Genomic DNA, 20,196 nt, shown 5'->3' on the forward strand with positions numbered 1-20,196 from the left:
ACGGGAATTGAGCGCACGGATTCACCGTCTGGCATGCGTGATAATCAACAACAGCAACAAAATCAACACCCTTTCCAGGTGCCGCTTTTTTAATCAAAAACGAGTAATAGCACATATCGTATAACGGTGCTACATTACGCCGCCCACCCAACGTCAGCAGTGGTCAGGCAACGCCGTAAAGATCGGTAAAGCCTGCAACCATGACCTTGTCCAACGGTCTAATTGGCACGTGGTATCGCTTTATGCGTTACTTTCAAAGGCTTTACATAGGTTCACTATTTTGTCTCAATCCCACTTCAAACGTGCGTTTTTACACCCGCGTTACTGGTTTACATGGTTTGGTCTTGGCGTACTCTGGCTTCTGGTTCAACTTCCTTATCCTGTGATCCGCGTACTGGGCTCCAGGCTCGGCAGCGCATCCCGCCACTTCCTCAAACGTCGTGAATCTATTGCCCGTAAAAATCTCGAACTGTGCTTTCCCCAGTATAATGCGCAGCAGCGCGAAACACTGATTGCCGAGAACTTTAAATCTATCGGTATGGCGTTGCTTGAAACCGGTATGGCCTGGTTCTGGCCTGATGAGCGCGTCCGCAAATGGTTTGACGTTGAAGGTCTCGAAAACCTGAAACGCGCGCAAATTCAAAACCGTGGCGTGATGGTGGTTGGTGTCCACTTTATGTCACTGGAGCTGGGCGGCCGAGTAATGGGGCTTTGTCAGCCGATGATGGCCACCTACCGCCCGCACAACAGTCCGCTGATGGAGTGGGTACAAACCCGTGGTCGCATGCGTTCCAATAAGGAGATGATCAGCCGTAACAATCTGCGCGGTATGGTCGGCGCCCTGAAGAAAGGCGAAGCCGTCTGGTTTGCACCCGATCAGGACTACGGACGTAAAGGCAGCAGTTTTGCGCCCTTCTTTGCGGTTAAAAATGTCGCCACCACCAACGGCACGTTCGTGATTTCGCGTCTGTCAGGCGCCGCAATGCTGACCGTGACAATGGTGAGAAAGGTTGATAAATCTGGCTATCGTCTGCACATCTCACCGGAGATGGCAAACTATCCGGAAAATGAATGCGAAGCCGCAGCGTTCATCAATAAAGTTATCGAGACCGAAATTATGCGCGCGCCGGAGCAGTATCTGTGGATGCATCGCCGTTTCAAAACGCGGCCGCATGGCGAAGCGTCTCTCTATATCTAATGTGGAGAAAGGTTAGTTTCGCTAAGAAACTAACCTTTTCAATCACCTGTAATCACCCTGAGTAATTGTCTTTTCTTGCCGTCGCTCAACGTGGATTTATTGCGCTCTGAAATCAAACTGTCGCCGTTCCACGACACCCGTAAGTTACGGAAAGTATTTAAAAAAATGCCCCTTGTCACCCCTCATTTTTAGGCGTACATTAGCGCCGTCTGGCAACAGGAAAGCACAGAATTCTGAGCTGGAGTTTGCATCGTAACGGGATAATTCTCATTTCCGTCTCAGGCAAATGTCAGTTCTCTATAATCAGGTGGACTCTGTTTTTAAGTGCGTACCAGAAGATACGCGGAGCGATGAAACGTGAAATATTTCTTTATGGGCATTTCGGTGATTGTTTTAGTGTGGGCCGGAACCTTCGCCCTGATGATCTAGCGAAGAACATGCAGTCAAAAAAACAGGAGCCGTTGGCTCCTGTTTTTTTTATGTCATTAAGATTCGTGCTGTTCAACGGCACTCTTTGATGCGAGAAGCCCGTCGGCGCGGAACATACTCTTAATGCCCCTCACCGCCTGACGAATACGGTCGCTGTTTTCAATCAGCGCGAACCGTACATGGGTATCGCCATAATCACCGAAGCCAATGCCCGGCGAGACGCAGACTTTCGCGTCCTGCAACAGCTTTTTGGCAAACTCCAGTGACCCCATCGCCGCGTAAGGCTCAGGGATTTTTGCCCAGACATACATTGACGCTTTCGGCATTTCCACCATCCAGCCAGCCTCATGCAGCCCTTTCACCAGCACATCGCGACGGCGTTTATACTGGGCGGCAATATCATGAACACACTGCTGATCGCCTTCCAGCGCGGCGATAGCTGCCACCTGCAGTGGGGTAAAGGTGCCGTAATCGTGGTAACTCTTAATACGCGCCAGTGCACTCACCAGCGTTTTGTTACCCACCATAAAGCCAATACGCCACCCCGCCATGTTGTAGCTTTTCGACAGGGTAAAGAATTCCACCGCCACATCACGTGCGCCCGGAACCTGCATAATGGAAGGCGCTTTCCAGCCGTCGTACACAATATCGGCGTAGGCTAAGTCGTGTACCACCAGCACATCGTAACGCTTCGCCAGTGCAACGACTTTCTCAAAGAAGTCGAGTTCTACGCACTGCGCCGTAGGGTTAGACGGGAAGCCGAGGATCATCATCTTCGGTTTCGGATAGCTTTCACGAATCGCACGTTCCAGCTCGTTAAAGAAATCGACCCCTTCCACCAGCGGCACAGAGCGAACCTGCGCGCCGGCAATCACCGCGCCGTAAATATGGATGGGGTAGCTTGGATTAGGCACCAGCACCGTATCACCATGATCCAGCGTAGCCAGCATCAGGTGCGCCAGCCCCTCTTTCGAGCCAATGGTGACAATGGCTTCACTTTCCGGATCGATATCAACCTGATAGCGATCCTGATACCAGCGAGAGATCGCACGACGTAATCGAGGAATGCCGCGAGAAGTGGAGTAACCGTGCGTATCCGGGCGCTGGGCGACCGTGCAGAGTTTCTCAACAATATGCGCAGGCGTTGGGCCGTCAGGGTTACCCATGCTGAAATCGATAATATCTTCGCCGCGACGACGCGCAGCCATCTTCAGTTCAGCAGTGATATTGAAAACATAAGGGGGGAGACGATCGATACGCGTAAAACGGCGTTCAGGACTGAATTCAGCCATAGATTCCTCAGATTAACGTTAGCGCCCGGACCGTCCGAGCGACGCTGCCACTTATGTGGCGTGTTTAGAAAATAACCTGAAAAAAAACATGCTGTCGAGGGGTTAAGCAAAAAAAAGATGTCGCGTTAAAAACGGGAACCTTCAGATACCGAAAGCGGAAGCGTTCCTGCTTATTGTGCAATTTTAATACCCAGTATTTAACATGATGATATCAAAGCTGTTACCTTGTCATTGTCCATGTGTAAAAAATCTGGCATCTTCAGGAAGCCACTCTCAATCCCCTTTGAAGATTATGGTTTTTCCTCATTTGATAAACCCGACGGATAGCTGGTCAACAGGCGTCAGGTTTTTTATCATTGGGCTTTCCTCTTTTCGCTGGTCGACTCGTGCACGAAATATTCGATATGCTGCTGGCGGTTTTTGACCGTGCGGCATTAATGCTGATTTGCCTGTTTTTCCTCATTCGTATTCGCCTGTTCCGCGAGCTTTTGCACAAGTCCGCCCACTCGGCAAAAGAGCTGCTGGCCGTTACCGCTATCTTTTCACTGTTCGCCCTGTTCAGCACCTGGTCCGGGGTGCCGGTAGAAGGGTCGCTGGTCAACGTGCGTGTTATCGCCGTGATGTCCGGCGGGATCTTGTTTGGCCCCTGGGTGGGCATTATTACGGGTCTCATTGCCGGGACACATCGTTACCTGATAGATATCGGCGGCGTGACGGCGGTGCCGTGTTTTATCACCAGCATCATCGCCGGCGTCCTTTCCGGCTGGATTAACCGCAAAATCCCGAAAAAGCAGCACTGGCGCGCCGGGATCATCGCGGGCATGCTGTGCGAAACGCTGACCATGGTTCTGGTGGTCGTCTGGGCTCCCACCATCGCGCTGGGGCTGGATATTGTCTCTAAAATCGGCATTCCGATGATCCTCGGCAGCGTCTGTATCGGTTTTATTGTGCTGCTGGTGCAAAGCGTTGAAGGGGAAAAAGAGGCCAGCGCCGCACGTCAGGCCAAGCTGGCGCTGGATATCGCCAACAAAACGCTGCCGCTCTTCCGCCATGTTAACGCTGAATCCTTACGTCAGGTCTGCGATATCATCCGTCGCGATATTCATGCCGATGCCGTGGCCATTACCAATATCGACCACGTCCTGGCCTATGTTGGCGTGGGTGAGCATAACTATCAGGACAGCGATGACACCATCAGCCCCACCACCAGGCAGGCGATCAATTACGGTAAAATCATCATTAAAAACAATGATGAAGCCCACAGAACGCCTGAAATTCACTCCATGCTGGTGATCCCGCTGTGGGAGAAAGGCGAGGTGACGGGAACCCTGAAAATTTACTACTGCCACGCGCACCAGATCACCTCCTCCCTGCAGGAGATGGCCATCGGGCTGTCGCAGATTATCTCTACCCAGCTGGAGGTCTCACGCGCGGAACAGCTGCGCGAGATGGCAAATAAGGCAGAGCTGCGCGCGCTGCAGAGTAAAATTAATCCTCATTTTCTGTTTAACGCGCTGAATGCGATCTCCTCGTCCATTCGACTTAATCCGGATACCGCACGTCAGCTGATTTTCAATCTGTCACGCTATCTGCGCTACAACATTGAGCTAAAAGATGACGAGCAGATCGACATTAAAAAAGAGCTTTATCAGATCAAGGATTACATTGCGATTGAGCAGGCGCGCTTTGGTGACAAACTCACGGTCATTTACGATATTGATGAAGAGGTCAACTGTGTGATCCCAAGCCTGCTGATCCAGCCGCTGGTTGAGAACGCTATCGTCCATGGGATTCAGCCGTGTAAAGGGAAAGGGGTGGTGACCATCAGCGTGACCGAAAGCGGCAACCGCGTGCGGATTGCCGTGCGCGATACCGGCCACGGAATTGATCCTAAAGTCATTGAGCGCGTTGAGGCCAACGAGATGCCGGGGAATAAGATTGGGCTGCTGAATGTCCACCACCGGGTCAAACTGCTGTACGGCGACGGGCTGCATATTCAGCGCCTTGAACCGGGCACCGAGATCGCCTTTTATATTCCGAATGAACGCTCTCCCGTTCATGCGTCTACATCCCTGTTGCCTTAGGCCGGAGTAACCCGTGAAAGTGATCATTGTAGAAGATGAGTTTCTGGCTCAACAGGAGCTGAGCTGGCTCATCAAAACGCACAGTCAGATGGAGATCGTGGGCACGTTTGACGATGGTCTGGACGTGCTGAAGTTTTTGCAGCATAACCGCGTTGATGCCATTTTTCTTGATATCAACATTCCGTCGCTGGATGGCGTATTACTGGCGCAAAACATCAATCAGTTTGCCCATAAGCCGTTTATTGTCTTCGTCACCGCCTGGAAGGAGCACGCGGTTGAAGCCTTCGAGCTGGAGGCGTTTGACTATATCCTTAAGCCTTACCAGGAGTCGCGCATCGTCACCATGCTGCAAAAGCTGGAGGCCGCGTGGCAACAGCAGAACGCCCCTGTCACCGCAAGCCCCGCAGTACGTGAGAATGACACGATTAACCTGGTGAAGGATGAACGTATCATCGTGACGCCGGTTAACGATATCTACTATGCCGAAGCCCATGAAAAGATGACGTTTGTTTATACGCGGCGGGAATCGTACGTGATGGCGATGAACATTACCGAGTTTTGCAGCAAGCTGCCGACAGCGCATTTCTTCCGCTGTCACCGCTCGTTTTGTGTGAATTTAAACAAGATCCGCGAGATCGAGCCGTGGTTTAACAATACCTACATTTTGCGCCTGAAGGATCTTGATTTTCAGGTGCCAGTGAGCCGCAGCAAGGTTAAAGAGTTCCGCCAGTTAATGCACCTGTAAATCCCCTCTCCCGCAAGAGAGGGGCTGGGTTTTAGAGGATCTGGCCGAGCACCTGACGCAGGTGGGCGCCCGAGCCAAGTAAACCCGGGTTGTCGTGCACAATCAGATAAACAGGAATGTCCTGCACGTAGCTTTTAAAACGTCCTTTGTCTTCGAACCCGCCGCGGAAGCCCGACGCTTTGAAGAACTCCAGGAAGCGCGGCACAATGCCACCGGCAATGTAAACGCCACCGAAGGTGCCGAGCGTAAGCGCCAGGTTGCCACCAAAACGCCCCATGATCACGCAGAACAGCGACAGTGCGCGACGGCAGTCGATGCAGCTGTCTGCCAGTGCGCGCTCGGTCACGTCTTTCGGCTGCAGATTTTCCGGCAGACGGCCGTCAGACTTCACAATGGCACGATACAGGTTTACCAGCCCCGGGCCGGAAAGCACGCGCTCAGCCGACACGTGGCCGATCTCAGCGCGTAGCTCTTCCAGAATAATGCCCTCTTCTTCGCTGTTCGGCGCAAAATCCACGTGGCCACCTTCACCCGGCAGACTCACCCAGCGCTTATCAACATGAACCAGATGCGAAACGCCCAACCCCGTACCGGCACCGTAAACGGCAATCGGCTTGCCTTCTACCGGTGCAGTACCGCCAAACTGAGTCAGGTGCTCTGGCTTCAGCATCGGGATGGCCATCGACACCGCAGTAAAGTCGTTGATGATTTCCAGATGTGCAAAGCCGAGGTTTTTTTTCATCTCGGCGATGGAAAATGCCCAGGTATGGTTGGTCATCGCGACCCAGTCGCCGGTAATCGGGCAGGCAATCGCGATACAGCCATCGTCAACGCTGACCTTGTGCTCTTCCAGATAGACGCGTACAACGGCCTCAAGGCTGGGGTAATCCAGCCCTGAATAGGTTTTCGCCTGGGAAATTTCACCGCTACTTACATCGCATAATGCCAGGCGCGCGTTAGTGCCGCCCACATCTCCTACCAAAGCATACTTTGTCATTCTTCTACTGCTCCGCTAAAGTCAGAATAAATCTTTGGAACACTGTAAATTCAAGGCGTGATAACAACAACGACCGGAAGGTGAATGCCCCGGGATTATCGATCTTCGTCACAGAATAACTTTACCGTTTCAGCACCTTTTGCACTATTGCCACAATGCTGATTGTGCAAAGTAACGTAATACCTTTTTGTACAAGGAAATTATCATGCTCCACCCGCGAGCCAGAACCATGCTGTTGCTGGCAATCCCGGCCTTAATTATTGGTATTGTCTCAAGCCTGGTGCTTATCGTCGTGATGAAAGTCGCCTCGGTGCTGCAAACGATGTTATGGACGGCGCTTCCGGCTCAGGTGGGTATCAGCGTTGATTCGCCGGCGTGGATCATAATGATGCTGACCCTGACGGGGGTTGCGGTGGGTCTGGTGATCCGCTTTAGCCCAGGGCACGCCGGGCCTGATCCGGCGCTGGAACCGCTGATTGGTGCCCCGGTCGCTCCTGCAGCGCTGCCAGGACTTATTATCGCGTTGATTATCGGTCTGGCGGGCGGCGTTAGCCTGGGGCCGGAACACCCGATCATGGCGGTCAACATCGGTCTGGCGGTGTATCTCGGCTCACGCATTTTACCCCGCGTCGGGGCCCTGGACTGGACGATTCTGGCATCGGCCGGCACCATTGGCGCGCTCTTCGGCACGCCGGTCGCGGCCGCGCTGATTTTCTCGCAGACGCTTTCCAGCAATAACGACGTGCCGCTCTGGGATAAACTCTTTGCGCCACTGATGGCCGCCGCGGCCGGTGCGCTCACCACCAGTCTGTTTTTCAATCCACACTTCTCGCTCTCCCTTCCCCACTACGGCCAGATGCAGATAGCCGATATATTCAGCGGTGCGGTTGTGGTCGCTATTGCCATTGCGCTGGGGATGATCGCCGTATGGTGTCTGCCGCGTCTGCACCGGCTGGTGCATAAGCTCAAGCATCCGGTGCTTATCCTCGGGGTCGGCGGATTGATCCTCGGCATATTAGGGGCCATCGGCGGTAAGGTAACGCTGTTTAAAGGTCTGGATGAGATGCAACAGCTGGCCTTCAGTCAGGTGTTTAGCGTGTCCGATTATTTGCTGTTTGCGCTCATAAAGCTGGCTGCGCTGGTGGTGGCGGCAGCGTGCGGTTTCCGTGGCGGCCGGATCTTCCCGGCGGTCTTTGTTGGCGTCGCGTTGGGGCTGATGCTGCATGAACATGTGGATGCGGTTCCGGCGGCGATTACCGTCTCTTGCTCTATTCTGGGGCTGGTATTGGTGGTGACACGTGATGCCTGGCTGAGCCTGTTTATGGCCGCGGTGGTGGTTCCGGATACTACTCTCATCCCGTTACTTTGCATCGTGATGTTGCCCGCCTGGCTCCTGCTGGCGGGCAAACCGATGATGATGGCCTGGCGTAACGACAAGTGATCAGGCGTTGTTACGCGCTTCCAGCGCTTTGGTAATCGCCCCTAACAGCGGCGGGATATCCGCTTTGGGTAGCATCACTTCAATCAGTGACAGTCGCTCGTGGTGTGCCACTTTTTCGAGCACCTCCGCCAGCTGTTCCGCTTCACTGACCCGCCAGCACTGTGCCTGAGGATCCAGGCTCAGTGCCTGCGGAATTTGCGTCCAGTTCCATAAGGCAATGTCGTTATAGCGCTGTTCCGGTCCATGAATGGCCCTTTCTACGGTGTACCCTTCATTGTTGAGCACCAGGATAATGGGGTGCTGTTTATCACGCAGCATCGAGCCCAGTTCCTGAATGGTCAACTGCGCGGCGCCATCCCCCGTGAGCACAATGACGCGCCGGTCTGGACAGGCGGTTTGGGCACCATACGCCGCGGCCAGGGTGTAGCCAATGGAGCCCCACAGCGGCTGGACGATAAAATTCACGTCTGCCGGCAGATGCAGATCGATCGCACCAAAGGCTGATGTCCCCTGGTCGGCAAGAATAATGTCACCCGGGCGAATAAAGGTTTGCAGGGTGCTCCAGAAATTTTCCTGAGTGAGCGAGCCCTCCGATTGCGGGAAGGCGATACCGCTGTGAGAGACTGGCACCAGGGTATCGTGGACATACTGTTTGCAGAGAGCCACCAGCGTCTCGATCGCGTCAGACATAGGGATACCGGTAAACCAGACATCCCCCACCCGTGCGGCATGGGGCTGCACTTCTATCGTTTGCGCCTGCGTCAGCTGATGGGTAAACCCCGCCGTCAGGGTATCAGTAAAACGCGTGCCAATGCACAGTACCGTATCCGCCCCTTCGATGGCCTCTTTTACCGCCCCGACGCTTGCCGAACCACTGTACGTGCCATAAAAACCGGGCTGGCGTTCGTCAAAAATGCCCTTGCCCATCAGCATGGTGGCGTGGGCAATGGGCACCTCTTTCACCCATTTCTGCAGGGCATGTTTCATGCCGTGGCGCAGGACCAGGAAATCGGCCAACAGCGCGGTACGCTTGCTTGTTTTCAGCCTGCTCTCGGCGGCGTCTCGGAACGCTTTCAGGCAGGCGTGATCGGCATGCGCTGTCTTAAACGTGAGAGCGTTTACAGGCGGCGTGGCTGATTTTTTAGCCACATCAGCAGGCAGCATCAGGTAGCCTGGACGTCGCTCCCGCAGCATGGTTGTTAATACTCTGTCGATTTCATAGCAGGCGTTTTGTTCGGTCAGGATCGCCTGCGCGACCGTGATCGGTTCACTCATATGGTAGAAGTGACGGAACTCACCATCACCCAGCGTGTGGTGCAGCAGCTCCCCTTTTTGCTGTGAGGCCGTACCCGGTGCCCCCACAATGTGTAACACCGGAACATGCTCAGCAAAGCTGCCAGCCATGCCGTTCATGGCACTTAATTCCCCTACGCCAAATGTTGTCAGCAGCGCGGCAAAGCCCTTACATCGGGCATATCCGTCAGCGGCATAAGATGCGTTTAGCTCATTGGCACAGCCCACCCAACAGATATCCGGGCTGTCGATGACATGATCGAGAAACTGCAGGTTATAGTCGCCCGGCACGCCAAACAGATGATCGGCACCACAATCTGTAAGACGGTCCAGCAGGTAATCGGCGACGCAGTACGGGGTTCGCATAACAGGTGTCCTTCTGACGTTGACCTCACTTTGAGTATTAAATAAGCGTGATGGCTGTCCAGAAATGGCAGAAAGAAGAGTATGGAAAGAATGCTTTACAAAAAAGGCTGCGCTATGCTCTGTTTTTTCGCATCAGTGTAAACGCATACACTGTTCTTACTTTTTAGCGCCAGAGGTCATGAGAATGCACTATCAGCCAGATAAAAACCGTTATCAGACAATGCTGTATCGTCGCTGTGGGCAAAGTGGCATTAAATTACCCGCCGTCTCTCTTGGGCTCTGGCACAACTTCGGTGACGCCACGCTTATCGAAAACAGCCGTCAACTTTTACAGCGCGCGTTTGATCTTGGTATTACACACTTCGACCTTGCCAATAACTATGGTCCGCCCCCCGGTTCTGCCGAACGCAATTTCGGCCGCATTTTGCAGGAAGATTTTCTGCCGTGGCGCGATGAGCTGATCATCTCGACGAAAGCGGGCTATACCATGTGGGACGGCCCTTACGGTGACTGGGGATCGCGCAAATATCTCATCGCAAGCCTGAATCAAAGTCTGAAACGTATGGGGCTGGAGTATGTCGATATCTTCTACCACCACCGTCCAGACCCGGAAACGCCGCTGCAGGAGACAATGAAAGCGCTTGACCATCTGGTGCGTCAGGGGAAAGCCCTGTATGTCGGTTTGTCCAATTACCCGGCCGAGCTTGCACGGCAGGCTATCGACATACTTCATGACCTCGGCACGCCGTGTCTGATCCATCAGCCGAAATATTCAATGTTTGAACGTGCGCCGGAAGCGGGCTTGCTGGACGTTTTGCAGGAAAAAGGTGTCGGCTGCATTCCGTTCTCGCCGCTGGCGGGTGGTCAACTGACCGATCGTTATCTGAACGGCATTCCGGCTGACTCCCGTGCTGCGAGCGGGAGTAAGTTCCTGAACCCGGATCAGATAACCCAGGAGAAACTGGAAAAAGTCAAAAAGTTGAACGCGCTGGCAGAAAGCCGGGGACAGAAGCTGTCTCAGATGGCGCTGGCCTGGATTTTGCGCCACGAGGCGGTAACTTCCGTACTGATTGGCGCCAGTAAAACCGGGCAAATAGACGATGCAGTGGGCATGCTGGAGAACCGCCATTTCACGGCGGAAGAGCTTGCCACCATTGACGGGATCCTGAATAGCTCAAAATAAATCCTATTTTAGCAAAAAGTGCTATCACGCCTGAATTCGGAGTTGAGGCGATGAAACAAGGCTTTCCCAACTCGTAAAATTGCGTTAACAGGCCCCCTAAGGCCCCGATCGTGAAGGAGAAGAGTATGTTCAGGTCACTGATTCTTGCAGCGGTATTACTGGCTTCGGCCCCGCTGGTCGCCACTGCTGGCGAAATCACCCTGTTGCCATCAGTAAAATTACAAATTGGCGATCGTGACGACTACGGCAGATACTGGGACGGTGGCTACTGGCGCGACCGTGACTACTGGCACCGTCACTATGAGTGGCGCGGCGACCGCTGGTGGAAACATGATAATGGTTTGCACCGCGGCTGGTACAAAAACAACGCCTACGAGCGTGGTTATCGCGAAGGCTGGAACGACCGTGATGACCGCCGTGGCGGCTGGGATCGCGGCGGTAAAGGTCGCGGTGGACATGGTCACGGCCACGGTCGTCACTAATCTAAAAAAGGAGCCTCCCGGCTCCTTTTTCTTTTATAACCCCAATGCCGTGCCTATCAGTAACCACAGGTTCAGCGCCACTACCACAACCACGATGACCCATCCGGTCCGTTTCACCAGCGTGGTGTTAACCAGTTCGCCCATCAGATGTTTGTTGCTGGTAAAGATCAGCAGCGGCACCAGCGCAAGTGCGATCCCGAAGCTCAGCAGCACCTGGCTCATGACCAGAATGCGTGTTGGGTCCAGCCCCATCAGGATCACCACAAATGACGGCAACATTGTGACGGTGCGACGTACCCACAGCGGTATATGGAAGCGGACGAACCCCTGCATGACTACCTGCCCGGCCAGTGTTCCCACCACCGTAGAGGAGAGACCTGCCGCCACCAGGCTTAAGCCAAATATGGTCGCAGCCGCATGGCTCAGTAACGGCTCCAGCGTCAGATAGGCCTGGTCGAGATCGGCAATGCCGGTGTGACCGTTAAAGTGGAACGCTGCGGCAGCGGTAGCCATCATCGCCAGATTCACAAACCCGGCAATCGTCATGGCGATAGCCACATCCCATTTGGTTGCCGAATAGCGTTCTTTGCGCGTCCCCCCGTGCAGGTGCTGGGTTAACGAGGAATGAAGGTAAATCACATGTGGCATGATGGTCGCCCCCAGCACCCCGGCGGCGAGGAACACCGCTTCAGAGGTTGGCAGGCTTGGGATTACCATCCCTTTACCGAGCTGCGCCAGGTTAGGCTGCGAGAAAATCAGTTCGACAATATAGGCCGCAGCGACAAACAGCAGCAGGCCGCCGATGACTTTTTCCAGCGGTTTTTGCCCCCGACGCTGCAGCATCAGAATAAGGAAGGTGGCAATGCCGGTAAGCACCGCCCCCTGCAGCAGTGATACGCCGAGGATCAGCTTGAAACCAATTGCCGCACCAATGAATTCGGCAAGATCGGTTGCCATCGCAATGATTTCCGCCTGGATCCAGTACAACCATACCGCCGGGCGCGGGTAATGATCGCGGATCTGTTCCGCCAGGTTTTTACCGGTGGCAATACCCAGTTTCGCGGAGAGCATCTGAATCAGCATAGCCATCAGGTTAGCCCAGACAACCACCCACAGAAGCTTATAGCCAAAGCTGGCCCCGGCCTGAATATTGGTCGCAAAATTGCCTGGATCGATATAGCCAATGGCAGCGATGAACGCAGGTCCCATTAATGCGAACCGCAACTTGCGCGCTGCTCTGCCACTGCTACCCTCTACGCGACTGTTTGTCATTTCTGCCTCTGAAATATAGCCTTTGCTATGTTTAATGCTATCAAAATGAGAATGATTATCAAGATCATTTGTAACGGTTGCAGTGATTTCTCTGATAGCTATGAACGATAGACAGGCGGGTAAGCGGGGGCGCTCTAACAGAAACCGAAATCGCGCGCTCTTTTGTGAAGACTAGCACACAAACTTAACTTTTCACTCATTTACCTAACATAACAAAAATGTATTGTGGATCACTATTTTTGAGACTCGTCACAGGATGTAACTATAGTGTGTCCTCGATCTCGTTTTCTTTTCGGTTGTTACATAGAATGTGCACGAAAATTAAACCTGCCTCATATTTGGAGCAAATATGGACCGCGTCCTTCACTTTGTCCTGGCACTCGTTGTCGTTACTGCGCTTGCGTTGCTGGTCAGCCATGACCGTAAAAAAATCCGCATTCGCTTTGTTGTTCAGCTTCTCGTTATTGAAGTTTTGCTCGCGTGGTTCTTCCTGAACTCCAACGTGGGGCTTGGCTTCGTAAAAGGCTTCTCCGAAATGTTCGAAAAACTGCTCGGATTCGCCAACGAAGGGACGAACTTTGTCTTCGGTAAAATGAACGACGAAGGGCTGGCGTTCTTCTTCCTGAAAGTACTTTGCCCAATCGTCTTCATCTCTGCGCTGATTGGTATTCTGCAACACATCCGTGTTCTGCCGATTGTGATCCGCGCCATTGGTACCGTACTGTCCAAAGTTAACGGTATGGGTAAGCTGGAATCATTCAACGCCGTCAGCTCCCTGATTCTGGGCCAGTCAGAGAACTTTATCGCGTATAAAGATATTCTCGGCAAGATGTCCCGTAACCGTATGTACACCATGGCCGCAACAGCAATGTCCACCGTTTCCATGTCTATCGTGGGCGCGTATATGACCATGCTGGAACCAAAATATGTGGTTGCTGCTCTGGTGCTGAATATGTTCAGTACCTTTATCGTACTGTCACTGATCAACCCATACCGTGTTGAGGAAGGCGAAGAGAACCTGCAGATGGCAAATCTGCACGAAGGTCAGAGCTTCTTTGAAATGCTGGGTGAATATATTCTGGCGGGCTTTAAAGTGGCGATTATCGTTGCCGCGATGCTGATCGGCTTCATCGCCCTGATCTCTGCCCTGAACGCCCTGTTCGCCGCGGTTCTGGGCATCTCCTTCCAGGGCATCCTGGGCTACATCTTCTACCCTGTTGCCTGGGTGATGGGTGTCCCTGCTCACGAAGCGCTGCAGGTTGGCAGTATCATGGCGACCAAACTGGTTTCTAACGAATTCGTTGCAATGATGGATCTGCAGAAAATCGCCAGCACGCTCTCTCCACGTGCGGAAGGCATCCTGTCCGTGTTCCTGGTTTCCTTCGCGAACTTCTCGTCCATCGGTATCATCGCCGGTGCGATTAAAGGTCTGAACGAAGAACAGGGTAACGTTGTTTCTCGCTTCGGTCTGAAACTGGTTTACGGCTCAACGCTGGTGAGCGTACTGTCAGCGTCTATCGCAGCACTGGTACTGTAACCCGTCACGTTATATGAGAACCGGGAGCCTGGCTCCCGGTTTTTTTATGCCTGCAGTGCGTCAAGCGGCGTCGGTTTGCCTATCAGGTATCCCTGCAGGTAATCCACACCAAAACGCAGCAGCATGTCGCGTTGCGCCGGCGTCTCCACATATTCTGCCACCACACTCAGTGATTTGGTTTTTGCCAGATTACAAATCGATTGCACAATCATCGCGTCCATGTCGTCGGTACAGATATCTTTAACAAAGCAGCCATCTATTTTTATGATATCCGCCTGAAGGCGTCTGAGTCGTTCGTAGTTGGCATAGCCGGTACCAAAATCATCAATCGCAATACGGAACCCACGATCCCGCAGCTGCTGAAGGTTTTTAATACTGCTGCCAGAGTTCGAGAAGGCCTGCTCTTCCGTGATCTCAAGGACAACGTCCTGCGGCGCGATACCATAGTGTTCGAACAACACGCTAATCTCGGTAGCCACCTCTTTTTGCATCAGCGTCAGAGGCATCAGATTGACAGAAAAGCGAGTGCCACCCTGCGACGCAGGATGATCGCGCAACCACAACAGCAGTTTTTCCAGCACGCACATATCAAAGCGGTGGCTCAGGTTAAACTGGGCAATCAGCGGGATGAAGCGGTCAGGCGTGATAATCTCACCCTCGCTTTCCATGCGCGCCAGTATTTCGTAATAACCGCTGCCGTCCGCTTTCTGGATTGGTTGGGCATATAAATGAAACTGACCGGCATCCAGGGCATGTTTGATACGCGCTAACATCAGCACCCGTTCTGTGGTTTGCCCCGACGCGGCCTCCAGGCTATTGGTGAGCGCGAGTACGTTATGCGCTCCGCATGACTGCTCGGCCAGCCAGCTCAGTTGGCCCAGCGTATGGTGCAAGTTCTCGCCGTTTTCGACCATTCCCCAGGATGCGCCAAACTCGATATCCAGCCCCGTGTTGTTCCAGTAAATTTTTCGGCTGTTTAATTGATCGACCATATGCTGCAGCCGTTCAGCGGTTTCAGGCCCCAGCAATACAATGACCAGCTCGCTGCCTGGCAACTGGAAGAGCTTCTCATCTTTCTGCAACAGCGGCTGCAGGGAGGTGGTTACCCTACGTTTGCAATGCACCCGCATGAGAATGCCGTAGTGGCGGCTTAAAAATTCCAGGTTGTCCATCCGCAGGCAGCAGATTTTTGCATCCGGCTGAGCCTGAAGAAACTCTTCCAGCGCCCGAATATTCGGTAAACCAGTCAGCGGGTCGGTCAGCGCCCTGTCCTGCCAGTCCTGCTTCAACCAGTTGCTTCGCTGGTAGAGCCGCGACATGTAAAGCAGACAAATAGCGAAAGAGATCAGCACAGACAGGATAAAGGAGAGTGAATGCCCAGATTCGACGCCATTAAGGAAGTTGTAGTTATAGGTCAACAGCAGCAGAGCGGATGCAGCCCACAGTAAAGAGATGAGCGCATAGCTGAGGCGACTGATGCCTAGCGTAAAGAGAATAAAAATGACTGGCATTAAATAGCCAGCAATAACCGGTGACTCAAATGGCGCACATAACACGGCAAGGGTGAAAATTAAAAAAGCCAGCCAGATGAATACATACAAAGATTTTTTGTGAAAAAACACTGGCTTCACGCTCCGCAGCCAAAAGGTTCTGACATAGCGGGGATTAATTATCATTCTTAATGGATAATAGAACATCATGGTGAAAATCAACGCTGCGCATATCAAGCTTTGAATATCAACGATGTTATAAATTACGGTGCCTTCGCCAAAGAATGTTGAGATAGTCACGGGAAAATCAAATAAAAAGCCAGCCAGATACATCAACCCTTTAATGCCTATCGGCACCATAAAGCCCAGCCAGAATATACGTTGCCCAATGTGTTTGTTCGGCACGCAGTGACGCCAGCGCTTGCCCAGCACAAGGCGCAGGACAGCGCAGGCAGCAAAAACAGAAAACGTCTGACAGATCAATAATACTAAATATTGTAGTGGTGCTAAATTAATATTGTAGATGTTAGCAATAGTGAAACTTAAAAGAATGGGAATGATTGCCCGACGCCCAAATAACAAAATGACGGCCAGCATAACGCTTAACGGCAGCCATGCCAGATAAACATCATGACCATTTACTATAGCGCGTGGAGAGATATAACGGGAAAAGGGCACCGTAATCAAACACAGCGCCAGAGCAATCATAAATATCTTTACATTATTGTAAGTTTTTCTATTCATTAAATTGGATAATCTGTTTTACCATGCAAATTATTGGCCGGACGGATAATAGGTTTATTAATTGCTCGAATCAAGTTGAAGTCCATTTATAGACTCGTTTATTGATTTGGATTGAGGCGAGGTATAGGAACGCTGCTAATTTGGCAACAAAAAAGGGTGAAGGTCGTTACAAAGACATAAAAAAACCCCCGTCTTTCGACGAGGGTTCAAATTTTGGTGGAGCTAAGCGGGATCGAACCGCTGACCTCTTGCATGCCATGCAAGCGCTCTCCCAGCTGAGCTATAGCCCCACATGTTACTTTACTTACCCTACTCTGTTGGGTTCAGAGTTTGGTGGAGCTAAGCGGGATCGAACCGCTGACCTCTTGCATGCCATGCAAGCGCTCTCCCAGCTGAGCTATAGCCCCATCGTAAAGCTGTCATGTTGACGGGCGGCATAATATGAATTCCGCTGCGGAGTGTCAACGGCAAAATCAATCACTGCCGTTCAATCGCCGAAAAATCATGCAAATGAACCACTTTGCGAGCCGCCTCGCAGTCAGGAGTTAAGCCTGTCACGTTTTCACCTAAAACGGTGCTATAAAATGAACCGTTAATTGACCCCACAAATATTCAGGAAATTGTATGATCAAGGAACGAATGACGCCAGAAGAGTTAGCCCTCCTCACTGGCTATAGCCGCCAGACCATCAATAAATGGGTACGCAAAGAGGGTTGGATTACATCGCCAAAACCGGGAGTTCAGGGCGGGAAAGCGCGCCTGGTACATGTGAACGAGAAAGTGCGTGACTTTATCCGCAGCGCGCGCCGGGCAACGGAAACCGCAGATATGCCGGAAAATGCGTTGCAAAACGGTTCTCTGCACACATTACTTCTGACGCTGGCGAATGAAATGACGCCGGAAGAGCAAAAGCAGATGACATCGCTGTTACTGCGGGAAGGGATTACCGGATTGTTGCAACGTTTAGGGATTCGCGACCATAACTGATATGAAAAGATTACGCAGCAAAATGACCACGGAAGAGCTGGCGAACAGCCTGGGTGTTGCCCGGCAAACCGTTAACCGCTGGATTCGTCAGCAGGGCTGGAAAACCGAAGGGATCAATGGCGTGAAAGGGGGACGGGCGCGGCTGATCCACATTGATGCTCGGGTGAAGGAGCATATCATGAACCTCCCTGCCATTCGCAACCGTCAGGCGGTTTACCACCTGGCAGAAGCAACGATGCCCTACGGCGATCCTGCGTCGTCGAATCTGCTCGTGCAGATTGTCGACACACTTGAAAACATGACGCAGCTGGAACAGGAACGACTGCACGTGTTGCTAAAACGCGAAGGCATCAGTGGTTTTCTTACGCGCCTGGGTATTGCTGAATTACACGCATAAAAAAACGGCAGGTTACCCTGCCGTTTTTGCATCTCAGGCTGTTTTACTGCTGGTTTTCACGTTCAGCAATAAATCCCAGAGCCTTGTTAATGCGCGCCACGCTGCGAGACTTACCGATCGCGTGAACGGTAACATCCAGCGCCGGAGACTGACCCGCACCGGTCACCGCTACGCGCAGTGGCATACCTACTTTACCCATACCGACTTCCAGTTCGTCAGCGGTAGCCTGAATCGCATGATGCACATTCTCGGCGGTCCACTCAGTGAGGGCAGCCAGTTTGTCACGTACCACTTCCAGCGGCTGACGCGCAACAGGACGCAGATGTTTCTTCGCGGCATCCGCATCGAACTCATCAAACTCTTCATAGAAATAGCGGCAGCTTTCGGCGATCTCTTTCAGCGTTTTGCAACGCTCGCCGAGCAGTTTCACCAGGTCCGCCAGCTCAGGGCCAGTACGGGTATCAATATTGGCCTGCTCAATGTGCCACTGCAGGTAAGTCGCCACATATTCCGGCGGCATGGTATTGATGTAGTGGTGGTTCAGCCACAGCAGCTTGTCAGTGTTAAATGCACTGGCGGATTTGCTCACAGAGTTCAGAGAGAACAGATCGATCATCTCTTCGCGGCTGAAAATTTCCTGATCACCATGAGCCCAGCCCAGACGCACCAGGTAGTTCAGCAGCGCTTCCGGCAGATAGCCGTCGTCGCGATACTGCATAACGCTGACCGCACCGTGACGTTTAGACAGCTTTTTACCGTCGTCACCGTTGATCATTGAAACGTGCGCATAGACCGGAACAGGGGCATTTAACGCTTTCAGGATGTTGATCTGGCGCGGGGTGTTATTGATATGGTCTTCGCCACGGATAACGTGGGTGATTTCCATGTCCCAGTCGTCAACCACCACGCAGAAGTTATAGGTTGGAGAACCGTCGGTACGGCGGATGATCAGATCGTCCAGCTCCTGGTTGCTGAATTCGATTGGGCCACGGATCTGGTCGTCAAAAATAACAGAGCCGTCCTGTGGGTTAGCAAAACGCACCACGCAAGGTTCATCAGCGGCATGCTCGCTGTGGTCATGGCGGCAGCGGCCGTCGTAACGAGGCTTTTCGCCGTTCGCCATCTGCTCTTCACGTAGCGCATCCAGGCGCTCTTTAGAGCAATAGCATTTGTATGCCGTACCCGCGACCAGCATCTCGTCAATTACCGCGTTATAACGGTCAAAACGTTTGGTCTGGAAGTAAGGACCTTCATCCCACTGCAGATTCAGCCAGTTCATCCCATCCATAATGGCTTCAATTGCTTCCGGCGTGGAGCGCTCGAGATCGGTGTCTTCAATACGCAGCACGAACTCACCTTTGTTGTGGCGTGCAAAAAGCCAGGAATAGAGAGCAGTACGTGCACCACCGACGTGCAGGTAGCCTGTCGGGCTGGGCGCGAAGCGAGTTTTGATTTTCATGAAATGGCCTTACGTTATAAAGATGCCGGCAATCGGCAAATCCTGGGGAAAAAACGATGGGCAATATTCTATCACTGTGCGGCGATTCCTCAATGTCGATCCCTTTATCGTGACCGAGTTTGCTGTTTTTGTTTAGAAATCATGCGCCACAGCCCATTTCACGATCGTTTTGTTTAATTTTACGACGAACGAATAAAAACTTTAGAAAATGCGTTGACTCATTTTCAACTCTCCCTATAATGCGACTCCACACAGCGGGGGTGATTAGCTCAGTTGGTAGAGCATCTCCTTTACACGGAGGGGGTCGGCGGTTCGAGCCCGTCATCACCCACCATCTACTTCACGTAGACTCGCAGTGTAGATAAGTATTGAGATTGGGCGATTAGCTCAGTTGGTAGAGCATCTCCTTTACACGGAGGGGGTCGGCGGTTCGAGCCCGTCATCGCCCACCATTCTCACCTTATCGCAGTAGTTCCGAAATGGGCGATTAGCTCAGTTGGTAGAGCATCTCCTTTACACGGAGGGGGTCGGCGGTTCGAGCCCGTCATCGCCCACCATTTCGGGTCGTTAGCTCAGTTGGTAGAGCAGTTGACTTTTAATCAATTGGTCGCAGGTTCGAATCCTGCACGACCCACCAATGTAAAAAAGCGCCCTAAAGGCGCTTTTTTGCTATCTGCGATATGGACGGTTCGAATCTTTTGCACAGAAACTTCCTGTAGCCGCTCCAGCCAGCCTAACGCCCTGCCAGATATAGCAGTTTTCCTCAAGCTCCCACCATCGGTGCCGATATCTCTGTTTTA

The 20,196-nt window shown here is 52.6% G+C and carries 16 protein-coding genes and 6 tRNA genes; 14 read left to right on the forward strand and 8 right to left on the reverse strand.

The window, feature by feature from the left end; all coding sequences use genetic code 11:
- Window positions 1-277: 277 nt before the first annotated feature.
- Window positions 278-1,198 carry a kdo(2)-lipid IV(A) palmitoleoyltransferase gene (gene lpxP / locus ACQG19_RS17605; RefSeq protein ID WP_246932015.1) on the forward strand — a complete coding sequence of 307 codons (921 nt, stop codon included), beginning with the start codon at window positions 278-280 and terminating at the stop codon, window positions 1,196-1,198.
- 357 nt (window positions 1,199-1,555) lie between these two features.
- A complete protein-coding gene (gene ypdK / locus ACQG19_RS17610; protein ID WP_099458937.1) occupies window positions 1,556-1,627 on the forward strand; it encodes a membrane protein YpdK in 72 nt (23 codons plus the stop codon).
- Between the two features lie 56 nt (window positions 1,628-1,683).
- Here ypdK and alaC read toward each other — a convergent pair whose 3' ends face one another.
- A complete protein-coding gene (alaC, locus tag ACQG19_RS17615) occupies window positions 1,684-2,919 on the reverse strand; it encodes an alanine transaminase (protein WP_020690608.1) in 1,236 nt (411 codons plus the stop codon).
- A 386-nt stretch (window positions 2,920-3,305) separates the two neighbouring features.
- On the opposite strand from alaC, the gene ACQG19_RS17620 reads away from it, so the two are divergent.
- Both ACQG19_RS17620 and ACQG19_RS17625 read left to right on the forward strand, forming a co-directional pair.
- A complete protein-coding gene (locus tag ACQG19_RS17620; RefSeq protein ID WP_045292187.1) occupies window positions 3,306-5,003 on the forward strand; it encodes a sensor histidine kinase in 1,698 nt (565 codons plus the stop codon).
- Window positions 5,004-5,016: 13 nt separating this feature from the next.
- Window positions 5,017-5,748 carry a LytR/AlgR family response regulator transcription factor gene (locus ACQG19_RS17625; RefSeq protein ID WP_013098180.1) on the forward strand — a complete coding sequence of 244 codons (732 nt, stop codon included), beginning with the start codon at window positions 5,017-5,019 and terminating at the stop codon, window positions 5,746-5,748.
- A gap of 31 nt (window positions 5,749-5,779) precedes the next feature.
- Here the strand turns inward: ACQG19_RS17625 and glk are convergent, their stop codons facing one another.
- Window positions 5,780-6,745: a glucokinase gene (gene glk, locus ACQG19_RS17630; protein WP_013098181.1), complete on the reverse strand. Its 966-nt coding sequence runs from the start codon at window positions 6,743-6,745 to the stop codon at window positions 5,780-5,782.
- A 205-nt stretch (window positions 6,746-6,950) separates the two neighbouring features.
- Between glk and ACQG19_RS17635 the strand changes: the two genes are divergently transcribed.
- The gene (locus ACQG19_RS17635) at window positions 6,951-8,186 is read left to right on the forward strand and encodes an ion channel protein (RefSeq protein WP_029881751.1); all 1,236 of its coding nucleotides are present in this window, start codon (window positions 6,951-6,953) and stop codon (window positions 8,184-8,186) included.
- On the opposite strand, the gene ipdC is transcribed toward ACQG19_RS17635, so the two are convergent.
- Window positions 8,187-9,845 carry an indolepyruvate decarboxylase gene (gene ipdC, locus ACQG19_RS17640; RefSeq protein ID WP_246931970.1) on the reverse strand — a complete coding sequence of 553 codons (1,659 nt, stop codon included), beginning with the start codon at window positions 9,843-9,845 and terminating at the stop codon, window positions 8,187-8,189.
- Window positions 9,846-10,029: 184 nt separating this feature from the next.
- On the opposite strand from ipdC, the gene mgrA reads away from it, so the two are divergent.
- Together mgrA and ACQG19_RS17650 are read left to right on the forward strand one after the other, a co-directional pair.
- Entirely contained in the window at window positions 10,030-11,028 is a 999-nt protein-coding gene (mgrA, locus tag ACQG19_RS17645; protein ID WP_246931971.1) for an L-glyceraldehyde 3-phosphate reductase, read from the forward strand.
- Between the two features lie 125 nt (window positions 11,029-11,153).
- A complete protein-coding gene (locus ACQG19_RS17650) occupies window positions 11,154-11,510 on the forward strand; it encodes a DUF2502 domain-containing protein (protein ID WP_013098185.1) in 357 nt (118 codons plus the stop codon).
- A gap of 33 nt (window positions 11,511-11,543) precedes the next feature.
- Here ACQG19_RS17650 and ACQG19_RS17655 read toward each other — a convergent pair whose 3' ends face one another.
- On the reverse strand, window positions 11,544-12,782 hold the full coding sequence (locus ACQG19_RS17655) for an Nramp family divalent metal transporter (RefSeq protein ID WP_038984362.1): 1,239 nt from the start codon (window positions 12,780-12,782) through the stop codon (window positions 11,544-11,546).
- A gap of 349 nt (window positions 12,783-13,131) precedes the next feature.
- Between ACQG19_RS17655 and ACQG19_RS17660 the strand changes: the two genes are divergently transcribed.
- On the forward strand, window positions 13,132-14,319 hold the full coding sequence (locus ACQG19_RS17660; RefSeq protein WP_013098187.1) for a NupC/NupG family nucleoside CNT transporter: 1,188 nt from the start codon (window positions 13,132-13,134) through the stop codon (window positions 14,317-14,319).
- Between the two features lie 44 nt (window positions 14,320-14,363).
- Here the strand turns inward: ACQG19_RS17660 and ACQG19_RS17665 are convergent, their stop codons facing one another.
- The 3 genes from ACQG19_RS17665 to ACQG19_RS17675 form a co-directional block, all read right to left on the reverse strand.
- Entirely contained in the window at window positions 14,364-16,553 is a 2,190-nt protein-coding gene (locus ACQG19_RS17665) for an EAL domain-containing protein (protein WP_222168724.1), read from the reverse strand.
- A gap of 214 nt (window positions 16,554-16,767) precedes the next feature.
- A tRNA-Ala gene (locus tag ACQG19_RS17670) sits at window positions 16,768-16,843 on the reverse strand.
- A 41-nt stretch (window positions 16,844-16,884) separates the two neighbouring features.
- Window positions 16,885-16,960, reverse strand: a tRNA-Ala gene (locus ACQG19_RS17675).
- A 217-nt stretch (window positions 16,961-17,177) separates the two neighbouring features.
- Between ACQG19_RS17675 and ACQG19_RS17680 the strand changes: the two genes are divergently transcribed.
- Window positions 17,178-17,540, forward strand: a complete 363-nt coding sequence (locus tag ACQG19_RS17680; protein WP_020690601.1) for a YfeC-like transcriptional regulator — start codon at window positions 17,178-17,180, stop codon at window positions 17,538-17,540.
- A 1-nt stretch (window position 17,541) separates the two neighbouring features.
- Window positions 17,542-17,937 carry a YfeC-like transcriptional regulator gene (locus tag ACQG19_RS17685; RefSeq protein WP_013098190.1) on the forward strand — a complete coding sequence of 132 codons (396 nt, stop codon included), beginning with the start codon at window positions 17,542-17,544 and terminating at the stop codon, window positions 17,935-17,937.
- 43 nt (window positions 17,938-17,980) lie between these two features.
- On the opposite strand, the gene gltX is transcribed toward ACQG19_RS17685, so the two are convergent.
- Window positions 17,981-19,396: a glutamate--tRNA ligase gene (gene gltX, locus ACQG19_RS17690; protein WP_038420306.1), complete on the reverse strand. Its 1,416-nt coding sequence runs from the start codon at window positions 19,394-19,396 to the stop codon at window positions 17,981-17,983.
- A gap of 258 nt (window positions 19,397-19,654) precedes the next feature.
- On the opposite strand from gltX, the gene ACQG19_RS17695 reads away from it, so the two are divergent.
- The 4 genes from ACQG19_RS17695 (at window position 19,655) to ACQG19_RS17710 (ending at window position 20,033) form a co-directional block, all read left to right on the forward strand.
- Window positions 19,655-19,730: transfer RNA gene (locus tag ACQG19_RS17695), tRNA-Val, on the forward strand.
- A gap of 42 nt (window positions 19,731-19,772) precedes the next feature.
- Window positions 19,773-19,848, forward strand: a tRNA-Val gene (locus ACQG19_RS17700).
- A 29-nt stretch (window positions 19,849-19,877) separates the two neighbouring features.
- Window positions 19,878-19,953, forward strand: a tRNA-Val gene (locus ACQG19_RS17705).
- Window positions 19,954-19,957: 4 nt separating this feature from the next.
- Window positions 19,958-20,033: transfer RNA gene (locus tag ACQG19_RS17710), tRNA-Lys, on the forward strand.
- Window positions 20,034-20,196 lie beyond the last annotated feature (163 nt).

The sequence above is a fragment of the Enterobacter cloacae complex sp. 277I4 genome, from assembly GCF_050031465.1.
Taxonomy (GTDB): domain Bacteria; phylum Pseudomonadota; class Gammaproteobacteria; order Enterobacterales; family Enterobacteriaceae; genus Enterobacter; species Enterobacter cloacae.

Excerpts from the sequence above, each read along its gene's own strand:
- ipdC (WP_246931970.1), bottom strand. The coding sequence starts at position 9,845 with ATGCGAACCCCGTACTGCGTCGCCGATTACCTGCTGGACCGTCTTACA.
- glk (WP_013098181.1), bottom strand. The coding sequence starts at position 6,745 with ATGACAAAGTATGCTTTGGTAGGAGATGTGGGCGGCACTAACGCGCGC.
- ACQG19_RS17680 (WP_020690601.1), top strand. The coding sequence starts at position 17,178 with ATGATCAAGGAACGAATGACGCCAGAAGAGTTAGCCCTCCTCACTGGC.
- mgrA (WP_246931971.1), top strand. The coding sequence starts at position 10,030 with ATGCACTATCAGCCAGATAAAAACCGTTATCAGACAATGCTGTATCGT.
- gltX (WP_038420306.1), bottom strand. The coding sequence starts at position 19,396 with ATGAAAATCAAAACTCGCTTCGCGCCCAGCCCGACAGGCTACCTGCAC.
- ACQG19_RS17665 (WP_222168724.1), bottom strand. The coding sequence starts at position 16,553 with ATGAATAGAAAAACTTACAATAATGTAAAGATATTTATGATTGCTCTG.
- ACQG19_RS17655 (WP_038984362.1), bottom strand. The coding sequence starts at position 12,782 with ATGACAAACAGTCGCGTAGAGGGTAGCAGTGGCAGAGCAGCGCGCAAG.
- ACQG19_RS17635 (WP_029881751.1), top strand. The coding sequence starts at position 6,951 with ATGCTCCACCCGCGAGCCAGAACCATGCTGTTGCTGGCAATCCCGGCC.
- alaC (WP_020690608.1), bottom strand. The coding sequence starts at position 2,919 with ATGGCTGAATTCAGTCCTGAACGCCGTTTTACGCGTATCGATCGTCTC.
- ACQG19_RS17685 (WP_013098190.1), top strand. The coding sequence starts at position 17,542 with ATGAAAAGATTACGCAGCAAAATGACCACGGAAGAGCTGGCGAACAGC.
- ACQG19_RS17650 (WP_013098185.1), top strand. The coding sequence starts at position 11,154 with ATGTTCAGGTCACTGATTCTTGCAGCGGTATTACTGGCTTCGGCCCCG.
- ACQG19_RS17660 (WP_013098187.1), top strand. The coding sequence starts at position 13,132 with ATGGACCGCGTCCTTCACTTTGTCCTGGCACTCGTTGTCGTTACTGCG.